Annotated in this window: 20 protein-coding genes and 1 tRNA gene; 7 read left to right on the top strand and 14 right to left on the bottom strand. The window is 66.5% G+C overall.

Annotated features, from left to right (window positions below; translation table 11 throughout):
* Positions 1 to 61: 61 nt before the first annotated feature.
* The 7 genes from addA to ahcY all read right to left on the bottom strand — a co-directional run bounded on the left by addA (position 62) and on the right by ahcY (position 12,739).
* Positions 62 to 3,517: a double-strand break repair helicase AddA gene (gene addA / locus ABIC78_RS05505; protein ID WP_354488183.1), complete on the bottom strand. Its 3,456-nt coding sequence runs from the start codon at positions 3,515 to 3,517 to the stop codon at positions 62 to 64.
* Entirely contained in the window at positions 3,514 to 6,525 is a 3,012-nt protein-coding gene (gene addB, locus ABIC78_RS05500; protein ID WP_354488181.1) for a double-strand break repair protein AddB, read from the bottom strand. Before addB ends, addA begins: the two co-directional genes overlap by 4 nt.
* Positions 6,525 to 7,259 carry a nucleotidyltransferase family protein gene (locus tag ABIC78_RS05495; protein WP_022674763.1) on the bottom strand — a complete coding sequence of 245 codons (735 nt, stop codon included), beginning with the start codon at positions 7,257 to 7,259 and terminating at the stop codon, positions 6,525 to 6,527. Before ABIC78_RS05495 ends, addB begins: the two co-directional genes overlap by 1 nt.
* On the bottom strand, positions 7,256 to 8,248 hold the full coding sequence (locus ABIC78_RS05490; RefSeq protein ID WP_354488178.1) for an aminoglycoside phosphotransferase family protein: 993 nt from the start codon (positions 8,246 to 8,248) through the stop codon (positions 7,256 to 7,258). Before ABIC78_RS05490 ends, ABIC78_RS05495 begins: the two co-directional genes overlap by 4 nt.
* Positions 8,245 to 8,691: a tRNA (adenosine(37)-N6)-threonylcarbamoyltransferase complex ATPase subunit type 1 TsaE gene (gene tsaE / locus ABIC78_RS05485; protein WP_054131004.1), complete on the bottom strand. Its 447-nt coding sequence runs from the start codon at positions 8,689 to 8,691 to the stop codon at positions 8,245 to 8,247. Before tsaE ends, ABIC78_RS05490 begins: the two co-directional genes overlap by 4 nt.
* Positions 8,692 to 8,815: 124 nt before the next feature.
* The gene (locus tag ABIC78_RS05480; RefSeq protein ID WP_354488176.1) at positions 8,816 to 11,173 is read right to left on the bottom strand and encodes a sensor histidine kinase; all 2,358 of its coding nucleotides are present in this window, start codon (positions 11,171 to 11,173) and stop codon (positions 8,816 to 8,818) included.
* 159 nt (positions 11,174 to 11,332) lie between these two features.
* Complete coding sequence (ahcY, locus tag ABIC78_RS05475; protein WP_022675552.1) at positions 11,333 to 12,739, bottom strand: adenosylhomocysteinase; 1,407 nt, start codon at positions 12,737 to 12,739, stop codon at positions 11,333 to 11,335.
* Between the two features lie 302 nt (positions 12,740 to 13,041).
* Here ahcY and ABIC78_RS05470 point away from each other — a divergent pair, with 302 nt between their 5' ends.
* Positions 13,042 to 13,521 carry a peroxiredoxin gene (locus ABIC78_RS05470; protein WP_054131002.1) on the top strand — a complete coding sequence of 160 codons (480 nt, stop codon included), beginning with the start codon at positions 13,042 to 13,044 and terminating at the stop codon, positions 13,519 to 13,521.
* A 55-nt stretch (positions 13,522 to 13,576) separates the two neighbouring features.
* On the opposite strand, the gene folE is transcribed toward ABIC78_RS05470, so the two are convergent.
* The 3 genes from folE to ABIC78_RS05455 form a co-directional block, all read right to left on the bottom strand.
* Positions 13,577 to 14,203: a GTP cyclohydrolase I FolE gene (gene folE / locus ABIC78_RS05465; RefSeq protein ID WP_054131001.1), complete on the bottom strand. Its 627-nt coding sequence runs from the start codon at positions 14,201 to 14,203 to the stop codon at positions 13,577 to 13,579.
* A gap of 41 nt (positions 14,204 to 14,244) precedes the next feature.
* Positions 14,245 to 15,729, bottom strand: coding sequence for a phospholipase D-like domain-containing protein (locus ABIC78_RS05460; RefSeq protein WP_354488173.1), 1,485 nt, complete (start codon positions 15,727 to 15,729; stop codon positions 14,245 to 14,247).
* A 175-nt stretch (positions 15,730 to 15,904) separates the two neighbouring features.
* Positions 15,905 to 16,234 carry an FtsB family cell division protein gene (locus ABIC78_RS05455; RefSeq protein WP_043608143.1) on the bottom strand — a complete coding sequence of 110 codons (330 nt, stop codon included), beginning with the start codon at positions 16,232 to 16,234 and terminating at the stop codon, positions 15,905 to 15,907.
* 280 nt (positions 16,235 to 16,514) lie between these two features.
* Here ABIC78_RS05455 and ABIC78_RS05450 point away from each other — a divergent pair, with 280 nt between their 5' ends.
* The 5 genes from ABIC78_RS05450 to ABIC78_RS05430 all read left to right on the top strand — a co-directional run bounded on the left by ABIC78_RS05450 (position 16,515) and on the right by ABIC78_RS05430 (position 20,556).
* Entirely contained in the window at positions 16,515 to 18,320 is a 1,806-nt protein-coding gene (locus ABIC78_RS05450) for a TadE/TadG family type IV pilus assembly protein (protein WP_354488171.1), read from the top strand.
* Complete coding sequence (locus ABIC78_RS05445; protein WP_054131000.1) at positions 18,317 to 18,919, top strand: TadE/TadG family type IV pilus assembly protein; 603 nt, start codon at positions 18,317 to 18,319, stop codon at positions 18,917 to 18,919. The genes ABIC78_RS05450 and ABIC78_RS05445 overlap by 4 nt, the downstream gene beginning before the upstream one ends.
* Positions 18,913 to 19,563, top strand: coding sequence for a TadE/TadG family type IV pilus assembly protein (locus ABIC78_RS05440; protein WP_022675545.1), 651 nt, complete (start codon positions 18,913 to 18,915; stop codon positions 19,561 to 19,563). The genes ABIC78_RS05445 and ABIC78_RS05440 overlap by 7 nt, the downstream gene beginning before the upstream one ends.
* A 57-nt stretch (positions 19,564 to 19,620) precedes the next feature.
* The gene (locus ABIC78_RS05435) at positions 19,621 to 20,040 is read left to right on the top strand and encodes a GNAT family N-acetyltransferase (RefSeq protein ID WP_022675544.1); all 420 of its coding nucleotides are present in this window, start codon (positions 19,621 to 19,623) and stop codon (positions 20,038 to 20,040) included.
* 87 nt (positions 20,041 to 20,127) lie between these two features.
* A complete protein-coding gene (locus tag ABIC78_RS05430) occupies positions 20,128 to 20,556 on the top strand; it encodes a hypothetical protein (protein WP_354488168.1) in 429 nt (142 codons plus the stop codon).
* Positions 20,557 to 20,601: 45 nt separating this feature from the next.
* Here the strand turns inward: ABIC78_RS05430 and ABIC78_RS05425 are convergent.
* The 4 genes from ABIC78_RS05425 to grxC all read right to left on the bottom strand — a co-directional run bounded on the left by ABIC78_RS05425 (position 20,602) and on the right by grxC (position 22,399).
* Positions 20,602 to 20,678 (bottom strand) — tRNA-Arg (locus ABIC78_RS05425).
* A gap of 79 nt (positions 20,679 to 20,757) precedes the next feature.
* Positions 20,758 to 21,267, bottom strand: a complete 510-nt coding sequence (locus ABIC78_RS05420; RefSeq protein WP_354488166.1) for a DUF1178 family protein — start codon at positions 21,265 to 21,267, stop codon at positions 20,758 to 20,760.
* Positions 21,264 to 22,115: a carbon-nitrogen hydrolase family protein gene (locus ABIC78_RS05415; RefSeq protein WP_354488164.1), complete on the bottom strand. Its 852-nt coding sequence runs from the start codon at positions 22,113 to 22,115 to the stop codon at positions 21,264 to 21,266. Before ABIC78_RS05415 ends, ABIC78_RS05420 begins: the two co-directional genes overlap by 4 nt.
* A gap of 8 nt (positions 22,116 to 22,123) precedes the next feature.
* Complete coding sequence (gene grxC / locus ABIC78_RS05410; RefSeq protein WP_171792427.1) at positions 22,124 to 22,399, bottom strand: glutaredoxin 3; 276 nt, start codon at positions 22,397 to 22,399, stop codon at positions 22,124 to 22,126.
* 171 nt (positions 22,400 to 22,570) lie between these two features.
* On the opposite strand from grxC, the gene ABIC78_RS05405 reads away from it, so the two are divergent.
* Entirely contained in the window at positions 22,571 to 23,035 is a 465-nt protein-coding gene (locus tag ABIC78_RS05405; RefSeq protein ID WP_354488162.1) for an Hsp20 family protein, read from the top strand.
* Positions 23,036 to 23,072: the final 37 nt, after the last annotated feature.

The raw sequence follows: 23,072 nt of genomic DNA, 5'->3' as shown, positions 1-23,072 counted from the left end.
TTTGCCGCGCGCTTGGCAACCGGGATGCGCGAAAGGTTTGTTGGGGGCGCCCCTGCAAAAGCTATGTCGCGGCCATAGGGCGGTGCCGCGCCAGGACCTCGGCGGGAATAGCGATCAGTTGCGGGGCGTGGGTATAGAGCAGCGCCGCCTCCACCACGCGATCGGGATGGATCGTGGCCAGCGCGGCGGCATAGGCCGCCATCTGCCGCAGATAGGCCGCCGGAACATCCGCCAGGCTGGCCGGCGGACGCCGCGCCGTCTTGAAATCCACGATCAGCACGCGATCGGGTGCGATGAGCAGGCGATCAATCGTGCCCGATACCACGCGGCCTTCGACCACGGCGGCCAGCGGCACTTCGGCCAGCGATCCGGGGCCGAATACCGCCTGCCAATCGGGATGATCGAGCACGGCAAGCGCGGCACGCAGCATGTCGGCATGGGCATCAGCGTCAAATTCCGCGCCCTGCCGCGCCAGCCAGGCCAGCGCCGCTTCGGCCCGCTCGGGCGCTGCCACCGCAGGCAGCCGCTCGATCAGCCTGTGGATCAAGGTACCGCGCCGCGCCGCCAACAGCGCGCCGGGCCCGGGCCGCGTGGGCGGATCGGGTGCCTCGTCCTCGCCCAGCGCCGATGGCGCCAGCGGGCGCGGTGGGCGCGGTTCGGGGCCGATCGGGGTGGTAAGCCAGGGCGGCAGCAGCGGCAGCCCCAGGTTTTCCACCGTACGCGGCGCTTCCACCACCGGCGGACCGGGTATGCCGATGCTGCGCGCGCCGTCCCAGATGGCATCCGGCTCCCACGCCTCGTCCTCGCCGAACAAGGGCGCAAGCTGGGCATACCAACTATCGGCGGGCAGTTCCTTGCGCGAGGGTGGCCAGGCGCCAGCGATAAACAGAGCCTCTTCGGCACGGGTCAGCGCGACATAGAGCAGGCGCCAATGTTCCGCGCGCTCTTCCCGTGCAGCCTGCTCTTCTGCGGCGCGGATCGGCGGGGCCTTTTCTTCCTTGCGCAACGCGGGCAGCGGCACGCTGCGCGGGCGCTGGCCCGGCCCGTGCTCCACCAGCTCGCTGCCCCGCGCCAGGGCCGCATCGGGATCATCGGCGGCATCGGCCAGAATCACGATCGGCGCCTGCAGCCCCTTTGATCCGTGCACGGTCATTACCCGCACCAGATCGGCGGCCTGCCCCGCCTCGCGCTTCAATTCGCCATCGCCGCTGTCGAACCATTGCACAAAACCGACCAGGCTGGGCACCTGGCCCGTGGCATAGGCCATTGCGGCGTTGAGCAGTTCGTCGATCGGATCGTTGGCCTCACGCCCCAGCCGCGCCACCAGCTTGAAGCGTGCCCGCCACGGCCCCACCAGCAGCCAGTGCAGCAGTTGCGCTGGCGGTTCGAAATCGGCGCGGCGCAACAGGTCGAGCAATTGCTCCACCGTCTGCACGGTCGCGGGATCGCGGCTGTGCGCCAGATGCGTCCACAGCCGCACGCCATCCTTGCGATAGCCGCGCTCGAGCAGGTCTTCCTGGCTCCACGCGATCAGCGGCGACACCAGCAGGTTGGCGAGGTTAAGATCATCGAGCGGCTGCGCGCAGAACCGCAGCGCGGCCATCAGATCCTTCACCGCCAGCGGCGCGCCCAGCCGCAGCCGGTCCACCCCAGCCACCGGTACGCCGCGCGCATGCAGGCGTGCCACGATCAGCCCGGCCAAGTCCTTGCGCTTGCGCACCAGGATCATCACGTCGCCGGCACGGGCATTGCGCGGGGTGCCCTTGTGCAGCGGGAATCCGGTATCGAGCCATTGCCGCACCTGCCGCGCCAACCGGTCGGCCAGATCGCGATCGGGGCGCGAGAGCCAGTTTTCGCCGCCCTCCTCGCCCGCTTCGGGCAGGTCTTCCTCGTCGCCGGCGCCCTCGCCCACCGGCCGCCACAGCCGAACCAGGCCCGGCCGCACATCCCCGACATGGGGTTCGGGCGCTTCGGGCAGGCCAAAGCGATCAGGGCCGATGGCGGCAATCGCGCGATCGACAAACGCCAGGATCGGCATCGCCGTGCGATAGGATTGCCCCAGGCCGAGCGAGAGCAGCGCGCGCTCGGGCTCGTCCATCGCCTCGGCCAGGCCAGCCAGTTCGCGCCGCACCCGCTCGCGCGCCTTGGCAAAGTTTTCCGGGCTCGTGCCCTGGAAACGGAAGATCGCCTGCTTGTAATCGCCCACCACGAACAGCGTGCGCGGGTCTCGCTGGCTTTGTCCCTGGCCGGAAAAGAAATCCTGCACCAGGCCATCGAGCACGATGCGCCACTGCGCCTCGTTGGTATCCTGCGCCTCGTCCACCAGCACGTGATCAAACCGGCGATCGAGCTTGTAGCGAATCCAGTCGGCCGTGGTGCGTTCGGTCAACAGCGCGGCGGCGGTGCGGATCTGGTCGTCGAAATCGATGAAGCCTTCGCGCGCCTTCGCCGCCTCCCACGCCAGGGCAAAGCGCCGCCCCACGGTGAGCGCGGGATCGAGCAGCGCCGCCAGATTGACCAGCGCGAGGCGATCGCGCAGCGCCGTAATCCCGGCGATAACCCGCGCCTGGTAATCGGCATAGGCCGGCTCGTGCTTATCCAGGTTGCGGGCAGATTTCGCCTCGCCCTTGGTCGTCAGGAACAGCTTGGCAAAATCGTCGATCCCCGCGAGGCGCGCCTGCGGATCGGCGGCGAGCCAATCGCCCATTATGTTTGCAGCCGTCGCGCCAGTCGGCGTGCCCCAAGCCGCATTGGCGGCCATGCAGCACCGCACCGAGGCTACGTCAAACGCATCGTCGGCACAGAGCGCAGCCACGCCGCTGCCATCCTCGTCTGCCGCCAGGCCCAGCATCTGGTTGATGCGCGGGCGCAGCGGCGGCCGCCACGCGCCCGGTTCCTGCCACAGGTCTATCGCCTTGGCACAGCGCAGCAGAAAGCCGATGACGCTGCCCTGGTCCATGCGCAGCGCCAGATGGGCCAGCGCATCGAGCAGGCCCTCGTCACCCGCTTCCTCTGCCTCCACCAACATCTGCGCCAGCACTTCGCGCACCAGCAGTTCGCGATCGCGGTCTTCCATCGCGCGGGTGCCGGGCAACAGGCCCGATTCCACCGGAAAGGCCGACAGCAGCCACTGCGAAAACGCGTGGATCGTCTCGATCCGCAGGCCGCCGCCCGGGCAATCGAGCACGGCGGCAAAGCGGCTGCGCGCCCGCGCCAGGGTTTCCGGGCGTGCGTCTGCGCCGATCGCCTCCAGTTCCTGGAACAGCGCCAGATCATCCAGCCGCACCCAGCGCGCCAGGACATCGTTGACGCGGGTGGCCATTTCCGCCGCCCCCGCCTTGGTAAAGGTCAGGCACAGGATATTTTCCGGCTCCACCCCGTCTTGCAGCAAAAGCCGCAGCACGCGCGCCGAAAGCACCTGGGTCTTGCCCGTGCCGGCCGAAGCGGACAACCACACCGTGCGATGCGGCGCCACCGCGCGCGCCTGGTTGCCCTTGAGGGGATAGACCTTGCTCATGCGCTCTCGCCCCCGCCGCGCCCCTGCCACTCTTCCAGCCGCATGAGTTGGTCATAATCGGCATAGCTGGGCAAATCGGGATTGAGCCGCGCGACGAACGGCTCGTTGCCCAGAATCCACCGGGCAATCGCCTCGTCCAGAAAGCGGCGGGTTTTGGGCAGGAAATCCTCGCGCGGGATGCCCGATTTGCGCCGACCTTCCAGGATCGGCTCTTCACGATAGCCAAAGCCGCGCTCGCGGTTGCGCGCCAGCGACCAGTATTCAAAGCGGGTCGGCTCGCCCTCCACGGTCACGCGGCCGTCCTTGTCCTTGAAGCCGCCAGCCTGGGCGATCAGGCCGACGAGCCCCAGTTGCAGGGCAAAGCCTTCCTGCACCATCCGCCCCGATGGCGGCGTGCCGGTCTTGTAGTCGACGATCGCCAAGGTGCCATCGGGCAGCAGGTCGATACGGTCGGCGCGGCCAAAGATGCGGATGCCGTTGACCTGCGTATCGCCCCAGCATTCGAACGCGGCCACGCGGCGCCCATCGGCCAGCAGGCTTTCCTGCTCGTCCTCGATCCAGGCCAGCGCAGCAGTCAGGCGCGGGCGCCACAGGCTGCGCATGAACGGGTGCGCGCTCATTTCCGCCAGCTTGCGCTCGGCCAGCGGCACCAATTCGCCCGGCGGAGCCCCGGCCTGGTGCCACTCTTCGAGAATGGCGTGCACCGCTGTGCCGCGCCAGGCCGGGGTGGGATCGGCATCGCGCGGGTCCAGGCTCCTGAGGCCAAGAATGGCCGAGGCATAGAACTGATAGGGGTCTGACCGCAGGCGGTCGAGCGCGGTCACGGCAATATCGACGCGGCGTTGCTGCGGCGATGGCATGGGGCGCGGGCGCGGATAGGCGGCGGCCTGGGGCGCGGCGTCCAGCGCCTTGGCCAGGTCGACCGCGTCGCGTTCCCACGCCACGCCATCTTCGCCCAGCATGGCGCGGATGCGCAGCAGGAAGCGCGACGGGATCGCCGGGCCACCTGCGTCGCGCTCGGCAAAGCTCAGCACCACCTCAGGCGCGCCCAGCATCGCGGCCAGATCGTGCGCCGCCAAGCCGATGCGGAAATCGGCGCCGGGAATGCCCAGCGCGCGCAGCACCGGCGGTGCCAGCAGCGGATCGGGCGCGGGCGATGCGGGCCACGACCCTTCGGTCATGCCCGCGCAGATCACCAGGTCGGCGCGGCTCATCCGCGCTTCGAGCAGGCCATAGATCGCCAGGCGCGGATGGCCGCCATAGGGCGGGCGCACCGAAATCTCGTCCATCGCATCGCGCAGCAGCGCCGGCACTTCGGCCGGATCGACCGGTAGGCCGCCGGCCTGCGCCGCCGCATCGCGCCACTGTTCGACAAACTGCGCCAGGCACCGCCCATCGGCATTGGCCCAGAGCGCCGGGCCACACAGCGCCTCGGCCATCTCGGCCAACAGGTCGATGCTGGCGCCCAGCGGCAGCGCGGCATGGCCGGCCAGCAGCGGCGCAAGCAGCATTTCCACCCCGTCCCACCACGCGGCAAGGCCGGGAAAGCGCTTGTCCCACTTGCGATCGGGATCGCGAATGGCATCGCGGATCGGCTCCAGCCCCGGCCCGGGGCGCGGCCCGCGCAGCACCATGTCCAGTTGCCGCACCCGCTCCAGCCAAGCCGCGCGGCCTTCCCCGGCCATGACCAGCGGGTGGCCGAGCAGCGCCAGCAAGCCCACCGGCGCGGCGCGTTCTGCCCAGGCCTGCGCCAGTTGCAGCAGCAGGCGCCCGGCCACCGTCTGCGGCAATGGCCGGCCGGCGGTGTCATCGGCGGCAATGTTCCAGCGGCCCAGATGGGCGATCACCCGCTGCGCCAGGCCGCGATCAGGGGTAACCACCGCCACGCGCCGTTCGGGCACGGCCAGCGCCTCGCGCACCAGCACGGCAATCGCCTGCGCCTCTTCCTCGGGATGGGCGCTGTGCATCAGGCGCACACCGGCCAGGCGCCGTTCGGCCGCCGCCAGTTTCACCCAGGCCGTGCTCGCCTCGGGCGGCAGGAACAGGTTGGAAATGGCGCGGCTGCGTGCGGGCGGGGCCGCAGCGATGCCGGCGCGGTGCCAGTTGCGCACATCGTCGCGCGACAGGCCCATGCGATGCAGCAGCAGTTTCAGGTGGTATTGCGGATGGGTGACCTGGTCGCCGCGGCCAAACGGCGGCCCGCCCGGTTCCTCGCTGGCGCCGGCCTGGCCCAGCGCGTCCCAAACCTCTGGCTCCAAGGCCAAGTCAAGATCGGGCAGCACCACCGCGCCCTGCGGCAGATCGGCCACGGTACGCAGCAGGCGGGCGATCGCCGGCGCGGCAGAGGTGACCCCGGCGGCGATCACCGCATGGAACGGCGGAGCGGCGCGCCACGCCTGCGCCGCATGGGTCAGCAGCAGGTTGCGCCGCACCGGCGCATCCACTTGCCCGCGCGCATCCAGTTCGAACTGCCAGCGCACCTGCACCCGCGCGAACAGGCGCAGGCTGTCCTGCCAGTGTTCGGCCAGTTCGGGCAGCATGTCGATCGTCAGCAACTGTTCGGGACTGACCTCTTCGGCGGCCAGCCGATCGAGCGACTGGGCGAGGCTCCGCGCCTGGCGCAGCAAGCCTGCCTCGCCCCGCACGATGCCCAGCGCGGCCAGTTCCTCGCGCAGGATCTCCGCCAGGCGCAGCAGGCGCACCACCGGATCGCAGGCCGGTGGTGCCACGGTTCCGCCGCCAAGGGGATCGAGCAGCGCGCCGAGCGTCTCGTCGAGATCGAGATCGCCCACCACCGCCATGCGTGGCAGCAACAGCCCGCCGCCAGACGCGCGAATGAAGGCCTCGGTCAGGTTGCGCACGGCGCGCTGGCTGGGCAACAGCAGCGTCAGCCGGGCCAGGCCAAACGTGTCTTCGCGATAGCGCGGGATCAGCCCGGCGACCAGCGCATCGGCAAATCCCCGGTGCGCGGCAATGGTATAGACGCTGGGCCGGGCGGCGCCCGCCATCAGTATTGCGTCAGTGCGGCTTGGGTGGGGGCAATCATTTCCGGCGCGCCCACTTCATACCACAGCCCAGTGTGCGGCAGGCCATAGAGCCGCCCTTCGGCAATCGCCCGGTCCCACAGGCGCCCGGTGGAAAAGCTGCCCTGCGGCGCATCGCGCAACAGCCGGCGCGACACGATCTGGATGCCGGTGAAAATATAGGGCGCCACCCGCCCCGGCTTGCGTCGCGAAACCAGGCCCATCTGGTCGATATGGAAATCGCCCATTCCGGTATAGTTGAACGCCTGCGCATGGCTGACCAGCAGCAGCAGCGCGTCCATCCGCTCCTCGTCCCAGAAATCGCCGAGCGCAGCAAAGGCATTGCGCGGCCCATCGAGCCAGATGTTGTCGCTGTTGAGACAGAAGAACGTGTCACGGTCGATCAGCGGCAGCGCCTTGACCAGCCCGCCGCCGGTTTCCAGCAGCGTCTCGCGCTCGTCAGACACCATGACCTTGGGCACGTCACGCGCCAAGACATGGGCTTCGAGCTGGTCGGCCAGGTAGTGCACATTGACCACGGCGCGGGTCACGCCGGCTTCGGCCAGCTTGTCGAGCGCATGGTCGATCAGCGGCTTGCCCGCCACGCGCACCAGCGGCTTGGGCCGGGTGACGGTCAGCGGCCGCATTCGCTTGCCGATGCCGGCGGCCAGCACCATCGCGGTGTCAGACACCAGCGGCTTGCGCGGATCGCGGCTCATTCGGCAAAGCTCCCACCCAGGCGCCCGGCCGGATCGCGCAGCTCTGCCGGGATATTGGCATCGAACCACGCCGCCACCGGGGCCAGCGCGGGATGGGCCAGGTCGCGTTCCAGCATGGCCCAGACGCGGGGAATGTAATCGAGATAACGCGGCTTGCCATCGCGCTTCCACAACCGCACGAAAATGCCCACGATCTTGGTGTTGCGCTGCGCCCCCAGGCGGGCATAGTCGGCCAGGAAATCACCCTGCGGCTGCGCCTTGGCCAGGTAATAGTCCAGCATGCGTGCCTCTAGCTCGGGCGAAACGGTGCGCCGCGCATCCTGCAACAGCGATACCAGATCATAGGCCGGGTGCCCGGCCAGCGCGTCCTGGAAATCGAGCAGGCCTTGCTGATCCAGCCCGCCCAGCAGCATGATATTCTCGGCGTGATAATCGCGCAGCACGGTCACGCCCGGGCGCTGCGCCGGCAGCAACGGGGCCAGCACCTGTTCCCATGCCGCCTGGAACCCTGCCACATCGACATAGATCGCCCGCGCCGGGCAGAACCATTCGATGAACAGCCGCACCTCGCGCATGTATTCGGCCATGCCATAGGCGGTGAACGGCCCGGCCGGCAGTTGCGCCAGTTGCACCAGCGTATCGATCGCGGCGCGATAGACGGTATCTTCGTCCTGTGGCCAGGCATCGACATATTCGCGCATGCGCGTGTCGCCAAAGTCTTCGAGCAAGACCCAGCCTTGGGCGGCTTCCTCGGCCAGGATTTCCGGCGCGCGCAGGCCATTGCCATCAAGCCAGCGCGCGGCGCGCAGGAACGGCTGCGGGTCTTCCTGCGGCGGCGGCGCATGCATCAGCATCGCGCTCTGCTCGCCCCGGCGCACGCGGAAATAGCGGCGGAAAGAGGCGTCGCCCGGCAAGGGTTCGATTCTTGCGCCCGTCCAGCCCGCGCGGGCGAGGAAAGCATCGATTCCGGCAGGAAGAGTGCTGGTCATGGCAGCCGCTCTAACCACCCCTTGCCGGCCAAGACAATGGCCTGCCGCCCGTTTTCCGCGATTTCCAGACGCAGCGTGAGGCAATCGGGCTCATGCCCGAAACCGCCGGCATGATCAGGCCATTCGGCGATCAGCACCGCCCCATGGCGATAGTCATCAAGCCCGATCTCCTCGGCCTCTGCCGGGTGTTCCAGGCGATAGAAATCGGCATGGACCACTGGCAGGTGCACCTGCGGCGGATCATAGGTTTCGATGATGGTAAAGCTGGGCGACGGCACATCGCCGGCATAGCCCAGCGCGCGCAGCAATTCGCGCGCCAGCGTGGTCTTGCCCACGCCCAGTGTGCCTTCCAGCGCCAGCACGTCTCCGGGCCGCAGCTTTGCCGCGATACGGGTGGCAAGGGCTTGGGTGGCGGCGATATCGGGAAGCGGGATCGTGGTCATGGGGCATCGCGCTAGAGAGAAGCGGGACCCCGGATCAAGTCCGGGGTGACGGTAACCAGGGAAGTATGTCTATCATATTCCCGTTGCCCCGGACTTGATCCGGGGCCCTTCACGGCGCTTGCCATCACGGCAGCGTCACGATGGCACTGGTGCCCTCGCCCGGTTCGGAAACCAGTTCGAAGCGGCCGCCATGCGCATCGATCAACTGGCGCACCAGAGGCAGGCCCAGCCCCTGGCGCCGCTCGGCCGTGCGGCCATCTGCGGCGAGCTTCAAGCCCTCCATCGCGCGGGCCAGCGCCGCTGCATCCATGCCGCGGCCATTGTCGGAAATCACCACGCGCAGATCGCGCGCGCCGCGCGTGCATTCCACCAGGATGCGGCCACCCGCCGGGGTTGCAGCAATGGCATTGTCGATCAACTGGCCAAACACACGGCGCAACCGGCGCGCGTCTCCGGTTACCTTGCCCACGGCCTGGTTGCCGCGCAGATCGAGCGCCAAGCCGGCCGCGTTGATCCGCTCGGCGCGCTCGCGCACCACGTCGGCCAGCAAGGGGAACACATCCACCGCATCCCGCGCCAACGGCAGCATGCCCGCCTCGCTCTGCGACAGGTCGAGCACGTTCTCGATCTGCTCGCCCAGCCGCTCCACCGACGAGAGGATCGCTGCGACATAATCGCGCGCCTGCGGCGTCAATTCCCCGGCCAGCCCGCTTTGCAGCATTTCAGCAAAGCCGCCGATAGAGTTCAGGGGGTTGCGGAATTCATAGCTCATGTTGGCGATGAACCGCGTCTTGACCGCGTCCGCCTCGGTCAACGCGGCATTGCGTTCGCGCAGCGCGGCCTCAGCCTTTTGCGAATCCGTGATGTCGAGCACCGTCAGCAGGCCATTGCCATCGGGCAGCGGCACGCCGGCAAATTCCAGATGGCGCCCATCGGCCAGTGACAGCCGGCCGCTGGTCTGCTTGCGCTCCAGCGTGGCGGCCTGGATCACCTGGCCGATCATGCCCACTTGCGCCGGGCGCTTAAGCAGGCCAGCCAGCCGCGTGAGCAGCAAGTCGGCGCGCGGATGGCTGCCGAGGAATTCCTCGTCCAGTCGCCAATCCTGGATAAAGCGCCGGTTCCACAGCTGCAGGCGGCTGTCTGGCCCGAACACGGCGAGCGATTCAAACAGGTTGTCGAACGTGGCGGTGCGGGTGCGCAGCAATGTGTCGCGCGTGGCGGAAAGCTGCAGCTGCTCGGTCTGGTCTTCAAAGATCAGCAGCAGGCCGCCATCGGGCATCGGCTGGCCCACCACGCGCAGATGCGTGCCATCGTGCAGGTGCCAAGGCTCCTCGCGCGGTTCGCGCGCCAGGAACCAGGCCTGCCGCTCGCGCCGCCATTGCGGAAAATCGCGCACTTCGGGCAGCTTGCCGCCGTCGCGCAGACGATCGAGCACGCGATCGAATGGCGGCGTATCGTTGACCCAACTCGGGCTGATGCCAAAGATGCGCAGGAACGGCTGGTTGGCAAAGACCAGGTTGCGGCCAGCGTCAAACTGCGCAATCGCGGCCGACAGCGTATCGAGCATCTGCCGCTGGGCATCGCGGAAGCGGCGAAACTGGCGGGTCAATTCCTCCATCTGCTCGATATCGACGGCATAGCCGGCCACGCCTTCGCCAGCGATCGGCAGGTCGCTGACGCGCATGGTGCGGCGCTGGCCATTCACCGTGGCGGAAACCACGCGCTCGGCCGGGCGGCGCTGGGCAAAGACATCGGCGGCAATGTGCGCCGCGCTCAGGCCGTCGACCGGCTCGACCAGTTCGATACCCTGTTCCACCACGGCTGCCGCGCTCGCCGCGCCCACCGCCCGCACATAGGCGGTGTTGACCAGGCGCAGGCGCATCGCCGCATCGCGAAACCACATCGGCAGGGGCGCGGCTTCGATCAGGCCGGCCAGCCCGGAAAAATCGGCATGGGCCTGCTCTGCCTCGGCACGCAGGGCGCGGATTTCGGCTACGCTGTCGGTCGCGTCGAAAAACCACAGCAAGGCCGCATCGCCCGGCGCGATCTGCGGATCGGCCAGGCTGCCGCGCACCGCCAGGGCCGTTACCCCGCCGCGTGGCACCAGCGAAAGCGCGAGTGGCGCACCGGTTTTTTGCGTGTGGCGCACCGCATCGGCCAGCGCCGCCAGGCTTTCGGCGTCGAGCCCGCGCCCTTCGCCGCTATCAAGCTCGGTCAGATAGCCCGGCATGGCATCAAGGCCCATCCAGCCGGCCAGGCGCGAGGCGCCCTCGATCCGCCCATCGGCGCGCACCAGCAGCGGCAGGGCCGGCGCTTCATCCACCATGCGGGTCAGCTTGCGGGCCAGCCGCTCGGCATGTTCGGCGCGGCGCATGCGCGCCCGCGCGGCCAGCACGGCCCATCCCGCCGCCAGCGTCCAGCCTGCCAGCAGCAGCGCCACGGCAACGGTCACGGCAACAGCGGCAGGCGAATGGGACAGCATCACCCCTTGGCTAGGCTGCACGCGGGCGAAATACAACCGCAACCCGCGCGAAATTCGCCCGATCCCGCGCAAGTATCCGCGCAGCAAAACGCCCCACATCCCAAGGGATGCAGGGCGCTTGCAGCCATGCCCGACACGCAGCCGGTCATGTATCCGGGATCAATAGCGATAGTGATCCGGCTTGAACGGCCCCTGCGGGGTCACGCCGATATAGCTAGCCTGCTTGTCGCTCAGCTTGGTCAGCTTCACGCCCAGCTTTTCGAGGTGCAGCGCGGCGACCTTTTCATCCAGGTGCTTGGGCAGCACATAGACGTCGTTCTTGTACTGATCGGCCTTGGTGAACAGTTCGATCTGGGCCAGCGTCTGGTTGGTGAAGCTGGCGCTCATCACGAAGCTGGGGTGGCCGGTGGCGCAGCCCAGATTCACCAGGCGGCCCTTGGCGAGGATGATGATCTGCTTGCCGTCCGGGAATTCGACCAGGTCGGTGCCGGGCTTCACTTCGGTCCACTTGTAGTTCGACAGGGCCGAAATCTGGATTTCGCTGTCGAAGTGGCCGATGTTGCACACGATGCTCATCGGCTTCATCGCCTTCATGTGCTCGGCGGTGATCACGTCTTCGTTGCCGGTGGCGGTCACGAAGATGTCGGCGCGGGTGACGGCTTCTTCCATCGTCACCACTTCATAGCCTTCCATCGCCGCCTGCAGCGCGCAGATCGGATCGACTTCGGTGACCATCACGCGGGCGCCGCCATTGCGCAGCGAAGCGGCCGAACCCTTGCCCACGTCGCCAAAGCCGGCCACGCACGCAACCTTGCCGGCCAGCATCACGTCAGTGGCGCGGCGGATCGCGTCAACCAGCGATTCCTTGCAGCCATAGAGGTTGTCAAACTTCGACTTGGTCACCGAATCGTTCACGTTGATCGCCGGGAACGGCAGCTTGCCGTCCTTGGCGATCTGGTAAAGGCGGTGAACGCCGGTGGTGGTTTCTTCCGAAACGCCCTTGATGGCCTTGACGCTCTCGGTCAGGTAGCCGGGCTTGGCCTTGAGGAACGCCTTGAGCGCGCGGCAGAATTCGATTTCTTCGGCGTTGCTGGGCTCGAACAGGGTTTCGCCCGCTTCCACGCGCGCGCCCCACAGCGCGAACATGGTGGCGTCGCCGCCATCGTCCAGGATCAGGTTGGCAGTGTCATCGCCCCAGTCGAAGATGCGGCCGACATAGTCCCAGTAATCCGCCAGGCTTTCGCCCTTCACGGCGAACACCGGAATGCCCGCTGCGGCGATCGCGGCGGCGGCATGGTCCTGCGTGGAATAGATGTTGCAGGTGGCCCAGCGCACATCGGCGCCCAAGGCAACCAGCGTTTCGATCAGCACGGCGGTCTGGATCGTCATGTGCAGCGAGCCGGTGATGCGCGCGCCCTTCAAGGGCTGCGACGCGCCGAATTCCTGCCGCAGTGCCATGAGGCCAGGCATTTCGGTTTCGGCAATGGCGATTTCCGCGCGGCCGAAATCGGCCAGGCCGAGATCGGCGATGACATAGTCCTTGTTCGCTTCGAGCGCGCTGGCCACGAGGCATCTCCGTACAAAAGGGCGTCTGAACGCAAAAAAGACCCGCCAGGGGCAGGCCGCTGATGGGCCGCTCTTAGCCGCTCCGTCTGCACAGGGCAACGTTAATATAAAGAAGTCTTTATATCGGCATTCCTACCGATGCTGGCCAACCCGCAATCTTGGTGCCGCCACCTGCCGCCACGCGGCAACGCGAATTTCCCCACGCCCTGCCGCGGGCGGCGGTTGCACGCCCCTGCCCTGCACCTATATCCCCACCCGGCCGCCGCTCCCTCGTGGCGGGTGACAATGAAAGGAATTTGGGGATGACGATCACTGTTGGCGAAACCCTGCCCGATGTGAAGCTGGTCAAGGCCACGAAGGACGGCCCCGAAGCCGTCCAGTCGGCAGAATACTTCAAGGGCAAGCGCGTCGCCCTTTTTTCGGTGCCGGGCGCTTTCACCCCCACCTGCTCGGCCCGCCACCTGCCTGGCTATGTCGACAAGGCCGCCGAACTCAAGGCCAAGGGCATCGATGAAATCGCCTGCACCGCGGTCAACGATCCGTTCGTGATGAAGGCCTGGGGCGAAGCCAGCGGCTCGCCCGAGGTGACGATGCTGGCCGATGGCAATGGCGATTTCGCCAAGGCGCTGGGCCTGACGATGGACGGCACCGGGTTTGGCCTGGGCCTGCGCGGCCAGCGCTTTGCCGCCGTGATCAACGATGGCGTGGTCGAACAGCTCCACGTCGAAGCGCCGGGCGACTTCAAGGTCAGCGCGGCGGAATACGTGCTCGAAAAGCTGTGAGCTGATACCGGCGCACCGGCTGCCTCCGCGATGGGGCAGCCGGCGCTGCCGGCGATCAATAGCCCATCAAGCTCATCACTTCCTTGCGGCTGCGCGAATCCGCCAGGAAGCAGCCCAGCAGCCGGCTCGTCACCATGCCCACGCCCGGCGTACGCACGCCGCGCCCGGTCATGCAGCCATGCTGCGCCTCGATCACCACGGCCACGCCTTGCGGGTGGAGGTGATCCCAGATGCATTGCGCGACTTCGGCGGTCAGCCGTTCCTGGATCTGCAGCCGCTGGGCATAGCCGTGCAACACGCGCGCCAGCTTGGAAATTCCCACCACGCGGTTTTGCGGCAGATAGGCGATCGATGCCTTGCCGGTGATCGGCGCCATGTGGTGTTCGCAATGCGATTGGAACGGAATGTCCTTGAGCACGACGATCTCGTCATAGCCGCCCACCTCGGCAAAAGTGCGCGTGAGGTGCACTGCCGGATCTTCGGCATAGCCCTGACAATATTCCAGCCACGCCCGCGCCACGCGCTTGGGCGTATCGATCAGGCCTTCGCGCGCTGGATCGTCACCAGCCCATTCGATCAGGGTGCGGATCGCCTGCTGCACATGGGGCGGCACCGGCACCTTGCCGCGCGCGGTATCTTCGTCATCGCCATGATCATGGCCGCAGCCCGGCAAATTCGTCATACTGGTCCCGTCCTCAATGCCCGGACAACGCGGCCCGTGCGTCAATCCTGTGTCGCGTTGCCGCGCCGGCGCCGCAACTTTGCCAGCTTCCTGCCCAGCCCGCCACGCCACAGGCGCCCGCGTTGGTAGAAGGCCAGCATTTCCTCGGGGCGCTCGGGGTCGAGCGCTTCGGAATCGGCCAGGGCCTGTTCGGCCTCGGTCAGTGGCCGAGGCACGAACGGCCGCAGATGCCGCCCGCCCGCCTTGGCCGACTCAGCCGCCAGCGCAGCCATGCTGCCGCCATCGGCCAAGGCCGCCGCTACCTGCTCTTCGGCCAGTCCGCAATGCTCTGCCAACAGCGAATGGCGCAAGGCGCGGATTGCCGGCATGGCGTGGTCGTTACCCGGCCGGCCCGCATCGATGAACACGTCGCATTCGCTGTCCAACCCCATCGAGCGGTTGTTCATGTTGGCAGAGCCGATGCGCAGCACCTGATCGTCCACGATCATCAGCTTGGCATGGACATAGATCGGCGTTCCCCCTTTGGTGAACGGATGCCAGATCGAAAAGCGCCCATGCGGATCGTGGCATTTCACCGCTTCGAACAACTGGATGCGGGCCAGGTCCATCGCCGCCTGCTCCAACCATCCGTCCGACTCTTGCGGCATCACCAGCACGACTTCGGGCGCGTCGGGCGCATCGAGCCGCGCGGCCAGCGCCTCGGCCACGCGGCGCGAGGCGAAATACTGGTTTTCGGCATAGATGAAGTGCTTTGCTGCGGCAATCTGGCGGCAGAACAGCGCCTCGATTTCGCGCACTTCGGCAATATTGGCATAGGGTGAGCGCGTGCGGGCAATGCCCACTTCCACATCGGTGAACTGCGCCACGATGCCATTGGGCCACGCGCTTTCCGCCTGGGGGCGGCAGGGCTCAAGATGGCGCCCACCGGCCTGGTGCCAGCGGGTGCGGCCAAATTCGCCCAGCGCCGCCGCCACCGGCCCTTCCAGCAGCATCGTGCAATCGTGCCATGGGCCATAGGGCTGGCCACCGGGCCGCCGCCGGCGGGGATCGTCATCGATATGGTCGCGCGTGTCCCAGCGGTCACCGGCCATGTCGATCCCGCCACACACGGCAAAACAATCGTCAATCACCGCGATCTTCTGGTGATGGCTGCAGCCGATCGGATGGGCCGCGTCCAGCTTGTAGCCGATGCGCGGATGGCGCCACCAGCGGAACAGGTCAACCACCATCGACCCGCGCATGAGCGCCTTGAGCGCGCCGAAATTCCATTTCAGCACCAGAACTTCCAGCCCGCGGCGGCGGTTGGCCAGCCACACCACGAAGGCGCCCAGCCGCGCCGGCGCCACGCGCTTGCGCGGCAGGTTCCACCAGCGCCGCCCGTCGCCGATCAGGATGCGCGTGTCGAAATCCCAACCGATCAAGTGGATGCGCTGGCGCGCCGCCAGCATCGCATCACGCATCAGGGCAAAGTAATCTGCCGCATCGACCACGGCATGGGCACGCGTTGCGCGGGCATAGCGCCACACGCCTTCTTCTATCCCTTCCTCGCTGCCGAGACGAACGGCTGAATCGGACGGCGCAACGCCGGACGCGGGATCGCGTGGCCCCTCTGGTGCATTCATACCCGCGCAACGCCGGGACGGCGCAGAGGTTCCACCCTATTCCAAACGATCGCACGTGCCTCGTTCGAGCAGCACGAAGTTATTGGTTCGTCACGGCTTCCTGCCGAGGGATAACCAGTTCATCGGGATGGGCCACATTGAGATCGGCGCGCAGGAGTTCGCCCACCAGATCAGGATCGGCATGCTTGGGATCGAGCAGATTGACCCGGTTTTGCAGGCGATCACGCTCTGCCGAAAGCTGCGCCACTTCCTTTTGCCGCTGCTCCAGCGTGTGGGCATTTTCGCTCCACGCCAAGAGCCCGCTCGGCCCCGCCACGGCCCAGGCGCCGATCAGCAGCAACGCGATCAGCGCCAGCGACTCGGTCACGCTGTTGCGAGGCAGTTTGAGGTTGGGGCGACGCCGCTTCATAGCGTCAAGAAGAATCACATTTGGCCAGTCAATGCAAGCGCATCGCGACGGAAAAACCGCAGAATTTCGCGGCGTCCGGCGATGGCCCTTCCGCCCTCACACCTGCCCCCGTTAACCACGGCAGACCCTGCCCTTCCAGCACGATGCCTGCCGCTGCGTAGCAATGCGTTGGAAAATTTCGCGAGACATTAACCGGTCGGCAGCACTTGCCGATGCATGATCGCCGCCGGGGTGTGGTGCGTGACAGCGCCACGGCAACGGGAAGGTTCAGGTTTCGATCATGCTTTTGGGTTGGTTGCGTCAGCGCTTGAAGGCCTATCGCGGCAGCCGCGGCCAGCACCGCGCGCAGGGCCCTGCCCGCGGCTTCATGGGCCGCTTGGCCAAGGACCGGGCTGGCAATGCCCTGGCGATCATGACGCTGACGGCATTCACGATGATCACGCTGGCAGGCCTGGGCATGGACATGTCGCGCGCGTATCTCACCAAGACCAGCCTTCAGGACGCCTGCGACGCAGGCGTGCTCGCCGGACGCAAGGCGATGGCGGCTTCGGGCGTCTATGGCGCGGCCGAACAGGCCAAGGCCAACAAGATGTTCAACTTCAACATCAACGAAAACCGCACTGAAAGCTCTGCCGCGGTTTTCACCACCAGCGCCGATACCACCGGCCACGTCAGCGGCACGGCCAGCACCACGATGCCGACCACGCTGATGAAGCTGTTCAACTATTCCAGCCTGCCGATGACCGTGGAGTGCAGCGCTGAATTGCAGATGGCCAATGCCGACGTCATGTTCGTGCTCGATACGACCGGGTCGATGGCCTGCAATGTGTCGGGCGGCAATTGCTATAGCGGTTCGGATTCCAAGATCGTCGGCCTGCAGAACGCGATCCGCTCGTTTTATACCACGGTGGCGGGTGCGGTGGTCGACAAGGTCAACACCCGCGTGCGCTTCGGCTTCGTACCCTATTCCATGACGGTCAACGCCAAAGGGCTGCTGACGTCGGGCGCGATGCCCAGCAGCTATTTCGTCAACAGTTCGCCCTATATCACCCAGCTGGTGCAATTCAGCACCACGCCGATCACCGTGAACAAGCAGACGCGATATCCCGCGATCAGCTATCGCTATGCCCAAACGACCATGGACGTCACCGCGTTCAAGGGGTTTGGATCGGTCCCGCTGGCGACGGGCGTAACGCTCTATAACGGCAACAACGCATCCAGCGCGTCCTACGTCACGACCAAGCCATCCAGCACCAATCCCTACTACACCATCCGCGACCTCGCCACCGGCACCACTGCCACCGGCACGGTGGGCAATGTAACTACCACCAGCTATACCTGGAGCGGCTGCATCGAAGAGCGCAACACGGTGCCGCAGCTGTCGATGTCGCCCATTCCCAGCGGCGCCTACGACATGGACGTGACGAGCGCGCCGACCAACGACGCCACCAGCTGGAAGCCCTATCTGGAAAGCCTCGAGTTCTATCTCAACGGCTATTCCATGCCGCTCAACACGACCACCGACATGTCCAACCAGACAGGCTACTGCCCGCAGTCGATGCTGCCGTTCACCACGGTGGATACCACGGCGCCGCAAACCGTGCCGACTTGGCTGAACAATTACGTCAACAGCCTCTACGCCAACGGCGGTACCTATCACGACATCGGCATGCTGTGGGGCGCGCGCCTGGGCAATCCCAACGGGATTTTTGCCAGCAACGTCAATGCCGGCAATCTGCCCTCGGTCAGCCGCCACATCATCTTCATGACCGACGGCACCATGGAAAACTATCCCGCCAACTATACGGCGTGGGGCGTGACGCAATACGATGGCCGCGATGCGCCCACCTCCACCTCGGCCTCCAGCCTCGTCAACTATCACAACAACCGCTTCCTGGCGGCGTGCACCCTGGCCAAGAACATGGGCTATACCATCTGGGTCATCGGCTTTGGCCAGACCCTGACAACCCAGATGCAGGCCTGCGCCACGGCCAACCGCGCCTATTACGCATCCAATACCACGGCGCTGACCACCACCTTCCAGTACATCGCCGGCCAGGTGGCCAACCTGCGGCTCAACAAATGACCGGCCTCGCGCTTCGCCAGATGGTCCGCCGGCTGCGGCGCGATGCCCGGGGCGTGACCGCACTGGAATTTGCGCTGGCTGCGCCGGTCATGCTGCTGATCATGGCCGTGTTGCTGGAGTTGGGCCTGGCCTATTATGTGCAGGCCGTGTTGACCGGCACGATCAACGCCGCCGGGCGCGATTCCTCGCTGCAAAGCGCGCAAACCTCGACCACCACCATCGACAGCGAGGTCACCACGCGCATCCAGCATGTCGTGCCATGGGCCACGGTATCGTTCTCGCGCCGCAACTATACCGATTTCACCAACGTCGGTCAGCCCGAAGTCTTCACCGATTCCAACAAGAACGGGCAATACGATCAGGGCGAATGCTTCAACGATGCCAATGGCAACGGGGTCTGGGATGCCGATATGGGCAAGACCGGGCTGGGCGGCGCAAACGACGTCGTGCTCTATACCGTCACGGTGAACTATACCGCGCTGTTCGGCTTTTCCAGCATGCTTGGCCTGCCAACCAACATGACGGCGAGCGCCAGCACGATCTTGCGCAACCAGCCCTTTGCCACGCAGACCGTTCGTACGGTGACCCAGATATGCTGAAGCGTCGCTCTCTCTTCCCGCTCCTGCGCCGTCTCGCGCGCAATACCAGCGCGGTTACCGTCGTCGAACTGGGCGTCAGCCTGCCGTTCGTCATGGTCATGGCCCTGGGCTCGATGGAAATGGTAAACCTGGGCATCCTGCATGTCCGGCTCAACCAGTTGGCCATTTCGGTGGCCGACAACGCTTCACGCGCCAAGCAGTCGGTGGTGGGCGGCGCGCCGATGTTTCGCGAATTTGACGTGAACCAGGTATTCACGGGCGCCGCGCTTTCGGTGGAAGACCTCAATTTTCCCGTCAACGGCCGGGTGATCCTCTCCAGCCTGGAAACCAACAGCTCGGGCGGCCAATGGATTCACTGGCAGCGTTGCTGGGGCAGCAACAAGTACGTCTCGCGCTATGGCGTCCAGGGCACGGGCAGCACCGGCACCAGCTTTGCCGGCATGGGGCAGCCCACCCCCATCACGGTCGAAAGCCCTTATGCGATGATGTACGTCGAAGTGGCCTACAACTACCAACCCTTGTTTTTCGGCACGGTGTTCAAAACCACCGTTATCCGCAAGGACGCGGCGATGTATGTTCGTGACGATCGCGATCTGACGCAGATCTACAACCCGGCGCCCGCGGTCACACCGGCAACGTGCTGAGCGTTTCAACCGCTTTGTGATTGTCACCTTCGTGGTTAGACGCCATGAGCCGCGGCCATGTCGCTGACGATTGTCCATGCCGCCGAACCGACCCCTGCCCAGCGCGAAGCGATCCTGGCGCCGCTGCGCGTGTACAACGTGCGCGAAGGGGGTGATCCGGGCCTGTCGTCCCTCGCCCTGATGCTGACCGATGCCGACGGCGTCGAAGTCGGCGGCCTGTGGGGCAAGATTTCCTACGACTGGCTGTTCATCGAGCTGCTCGCCGTGCCTGATGCGCACCGTGGCCAAGGCCATGGCGAAGCCTTGATGCACCAGGCCGAAGCGCATGCCCGGGCGCAGGGCTGCGTCGGCATCTGGCTCGATACTTATGCATTCCAGGCGCCGCGCTTCTATGAAAAGCTCGGCTATGCCGTGTTCGGCCAGCTTGATGACCATCCGCGCGGGCAAAGCCGGTTCTTTCTGCAAAAGCGGCTTTAGGCGGCGCACGGCAACCTTTCCTGCACGATTGCCGGCGTACACCACACACCGTGATCAGCCTGACGGCTGCGGGGGAAGTGCCGGCGCATGTTCAAGACACTCGTCAAAACCGGCCGCAACACCGGCCACGCCCTGCGCATGATCGGCGCGTTCGGCTCGGCCATCCTGTGGGGCGTCAGCGCCTGGCAATTGCAGGATGCCGGCCCGGATGCCGGGGCGTTTGGGGTGGGACAATCCGCGGTCATCGGCGTCTGGGCCCTTGCCGCCGCATCGGCGCTGGGCGGCCTGATTTCGCTGCGCCGCCTGATGCAACCGGCGCAAACGCGGCCGCGCGCCACCGCTGCGCCCGGCCTGGAAGACTTGCCAGCCAAATCCGATTTCGATCCCGACGCCATCATCGCGCGCCATCTGGCCCAGCGCGCCAGCGCGCCGCCACCGCCGATCGAGGACAACGCCGCCCAACCGGCAACACCGCGCCCTGTATTCGGCCGCAAGGGCATCGGCAGCCCACGCTGATCGCGATTGCAAAAAAGCCGGCCCTTGGCAGGACCGGCCCGGTGTTGGTGCGCCCGACGGGATTCGAACCCATGGCCCCCAGATTAGGAATCTGGTGCTCTATCCTGCTGAGCTACGGGCGCCCGCGCCTCTCTTAGGGGCGTGGCTGCGGCAAGGCAATGTGCGTTTGCGCAGCCCTGCCCGCACGGGCCAGGCCCGTGGTCAGTTCGCTTCGCCCGGCGGCACCACGGGGATCAGCAGCGGCGCCACGGCAATGCCTTCGTCCAGCAATTCCCGCGCTTCTTCCGCCGTTGCCTGGCCGTGGATCGGCGTCGCGTCCTTGTCGCCATAGTGCATGGCGCGGGCATCGTCGGCAAAGGAATCGCCAACCCAGGTCGATGATTTGATTGCCTCCGCTTGGGCCAGGGCCACGGCGCGCAACATCGCCACGGCCTCTGGCGGCAGCTTTGCTGGCGGGGACGGCTTGGCTGGCGCCGCAGCGGCGGGCGCGGCGGGTGCAGCGTCCGCCGGGCTTGGCACGGGCAAGGCCGGCGCCTGGTTGCCCTTGCGCCCCACGGCCGGGGCCATCACCGCCTTGATCACCTCGCCGCTGCCACACATCGGGCAGGTGACCAAGCCGCGCTCCTGCTGGCGCGCATAATCGGCCGACGAGGCGAACCACCCTTCGAAACGGTGCTGGCCGCCGGTGCATTGCAGATCGAAGACAATCATGGTGCGCGCGATATGGGCACGGGGCGCTTGTTGGCAAGACTGGGCAGTTGCTGGCGCACCGCAGCCAGGCGCCCCAGGTCGATTTCCGCAAGACCCAGGCCGGTATTGCCGCCCATGTCGAGCAGTACATCGCCCCAGGGATCGACCACCAGGCTGTGGCCATAGGTTTCGCGCCCGTCTTCATGCCGGCCGGTCTGCGCTGCGCTGATCACGAAGGCGCTGGCCTCCACCGCGCGCGCGCGCTGCATCAGGTGCCAGTGCGCGGCACCCGTGGGCACGGTGAAGGCGGCGGGGATGGCGATGCAATCGCAGCGCGCCTGGCCCAATGCCTCGAACAAGGCCGGAAAGCGGATGTCATAACAGATCGCCAGACCCAGGCGGCCGACCGGCGTTTCGACCGTGACCACCGCCTCGCCAGGGCGATAGGCGGCCGATTCGCGCCAGGTTTCGCCCGTGGCCAAGTCCACGTCGAACATGTGCATCTTGTCATAGCGGGCCGCGATCTGGCCGGCGCCGTCGATCACGAAGGCGCGGTTGGCCCAGCGTGCGTCGCCGCCCTCTGCCGGCTGATCCGGCCGGATCGCGAGCGAGCCCAGATGCACCCATATGCCGTGGCGTGCCGCCGCCTCTTGCGCGGCAGCCAGTACCGGATTGGCCGCTTCGGCCACGATATGCGGCGTCGCGCGGGCGCGATCGCGATCGATCAGCCCGGCCATTTCCGGGGTGAACAGCATGGCGGCCCCTTCCCCGGCGGCGCTGGCGGCGGCATCGGCAATGGTCGCGGCATTGACCAGCGGATCGATGCCGCTGGTCATCTGCAACAGCGCCACGCGCACGGGCGCGTTCATGCCCAAGGTCAGGCCAGGCCGAGCAGCGCGTCGAGCTTGCCGGCGCGGTCGAGCGCCTGGAGATCGTCGCTGCCGCCCAGTGCCTGATCATTGACGAAAATCTGCGGCACGGTGGCAGCACCGGGTGCCCGCTCGACCATTTCGGCGCGCTTGGGGCCGCCCATGGTCACGTCATATTCTTCATAGCTCACGCCCTTTTCATCGAGCAGGGCCTTGGCGCGCACGCAATAGGGGCAACCCCACTTGGTATAGATTTCGACCTTGGGGCTTGGGGACTGAGTCATGTTCGCTCCGATGAAATTGGTGAAACCGGGGGCCTTGAAATGCGCGGTGCAGCCCACACATGGTCGTTTGTGACGTGCGCCGCAAGACGGGCACGCCATGTTAAACCCGCCCCAGCGCCGGAGTTTCCCGGGCAGGGGCATGTGCAGATTGCTCTGATTGAGGATATTGCCATGAACCGTTTTGATTTCACCCCCTATCGCCGCACCACCGTGGGTTTCGATCGCCTGTTCGACCTGCTCGAACGCCAGGCCCGCGCCAATGCTGGCGATAACTATCCGCCCTTCAACATCGAGCGCCAGGGTGAGGATGCCTATCGCATCACGCTGGCCGTGGCCGGTTTCAAGCCGGAAGACCTCGATATCACCGCGCAGCAGAACCTGCTGGTGGTCAAGGGCAGCAAGGCCGATCTGACCGACAAGCAGTACCTGCATCTGGGCATTGCCAACCGCAGCTTCGAACGCCGCTTCGAACTCGCCGATTTCGTGCGGGTGAGCGCGGCCGACCTCGCCGATGGTCTGCTGACCATCGACCTGGTGCGCGAAGTGCCCGAGGCGATGAAGCCCAAGAAGGTGATGATCGGCAACCAGAAGGCCCTGTCGGTGGTGGAAGGTGGCGACGCCAGCGCGGCCGCCTGATCCATTGACCTGAGGAAACGCGAAGGGGCGCTGGCCA

This window comes from Novosphingobium sp. 1529, assembly GCF_040544855.1.
Taxonomy (GTDB): Bacteria; Pseudomonadota; Alphaproteobacteria; order Sphingomonadales; family Sphingomonadaceae; genus Novosphingobium; species Novosphingobium capsulatum.
This window is presented reverse-complemented; position numbering and strand designations above follow the sequence as displayed.

Bases quoted from the DNA above. Each gene is read 5' to 3' on its own strand.
- ABIC78_RS05430 (WP_354488168.1), top strand. From the start codon at position 20,128: ATGTTCAAGACACTCGTCAAAACCGGCCGCAACACCGGCCACGCCCTG.
- folE (WP_054131001.1), bottom strand. From the start codon at position 14,203: ATGACGAATTTGCCGGGCTGCGGCCATGATCATGGCGATGACGAAGAT.
- tsaE (WP_054131004.1), bottom strand. From the start codon at position 8,691: ATGACCACGATCCCGCTTCCCGATATCGCCGCCACCCAAGCCCTTGCC.
- ABIC78_RS05480 (WP_354488176.1), bottom strand. From the start codon at position 11,173: ATGCTGTCCCATTCGCCTGCCGCTGTTGCCGTGACCGTTGCCGTGGCG.
- ABIC78_RS05470 (WP_054131002.1), top strand. From the start codon at position 13,042: ATGACGATCACTGTTGGCGAAACCCTGCCCGATGTGAAGCTGGTCAAG.
- grxC (WP_171792427.1), bottom strand. From the start codon at position 22,399: ATGACTCAGTCCCCAAGCCCCAAGGTCGAAATCTATACCAAGTGGGGT.
- ABIC78_RS05445 (WP_054131000.1), top strand. From the start codon at position 18,317: ATGACCGGCCTCGCGCTTCGCCAGATGGTCCGCCGGCTGCGGCGCGAT.
- addB (WP_354488181.1), bottom strand. From the start codon at position 6,525: ATGGCGGGCGCCGCCCGGCCCAGCGTCTATACCATTGCCGCGCACCGG.
- ABIC78_RS05420 (WP_354488166.1), bottom strand. From the start codon at position 21,267: ATGATTGTCTTCGATCTGCAATGCACCGGCGGCCAGCACCGTTTCGAA.
- ABIC78_RS05405 (WP_354488162.1), top strand. From the start codon at position 22,571: ATGAACCGTTTTGATTTCACCCCCTATCGCCGCACCACCGTGGGTTTC.
- ABIC78_RS05415 (WP_354488164.1), bottom strand. From the start codon at position 22,115: ATGAACGCGCCCGTGCGCGTGGCGCTGTTGCAGATGACCAGCGGCATC.
- ABIC78_RS05450 (WP_354488171.1), top strand. From the start codon at position 16,515: ATGCTTTTGGGTTGGTTGCGTCAGCGCTTGAAGGCCTATCGCGGCAGC.
- ABIC78_RS05435 (WP_022675544.1), top strand. From the start codon at position 19,621: ATGTCGCTGACGATTGTCCATGCCGCCGAACCGACCCCTGCCCAGCGC.
- ABIC78_RS05455 (WP_043608143.1), bottom strand. From the start codon at position 16,234: ATGAAGCGGCGTCGCCCCAACCTCAAACTGCCTCGCAACAGCGTGACC.
- ABIC78_RS05440 (WP_022675545.1), top strand. From the start codon at position 18,913: ATGCTGAAGCGTCGCTCTCTCTTCCCGCTCCTGCGCCGTCTCGCGCGC.
- ABIC78_RS05490 (WP_354488178.1), bottom strand. From the start codon at position 8,248: ATGACCAGCACTCTTCCTGCCGGAATCGATGCTTTCCTCGCCCGCGCG.
- ABIC78_RS05495 (WP_022674763.1), bottom strand. From the start codon at position 7,259: ATGAGCCGCGATCCGCGCAAGCCGCTGGTGTCTGACACCGCGATGGTG.
- addA (WP_354488183.1), bottom strand. From the start codon at position 3,517: ATGAGCAAGGTCTATCCCCTCAAGGGCAACCAGGCGCGCGCGGTGGCG.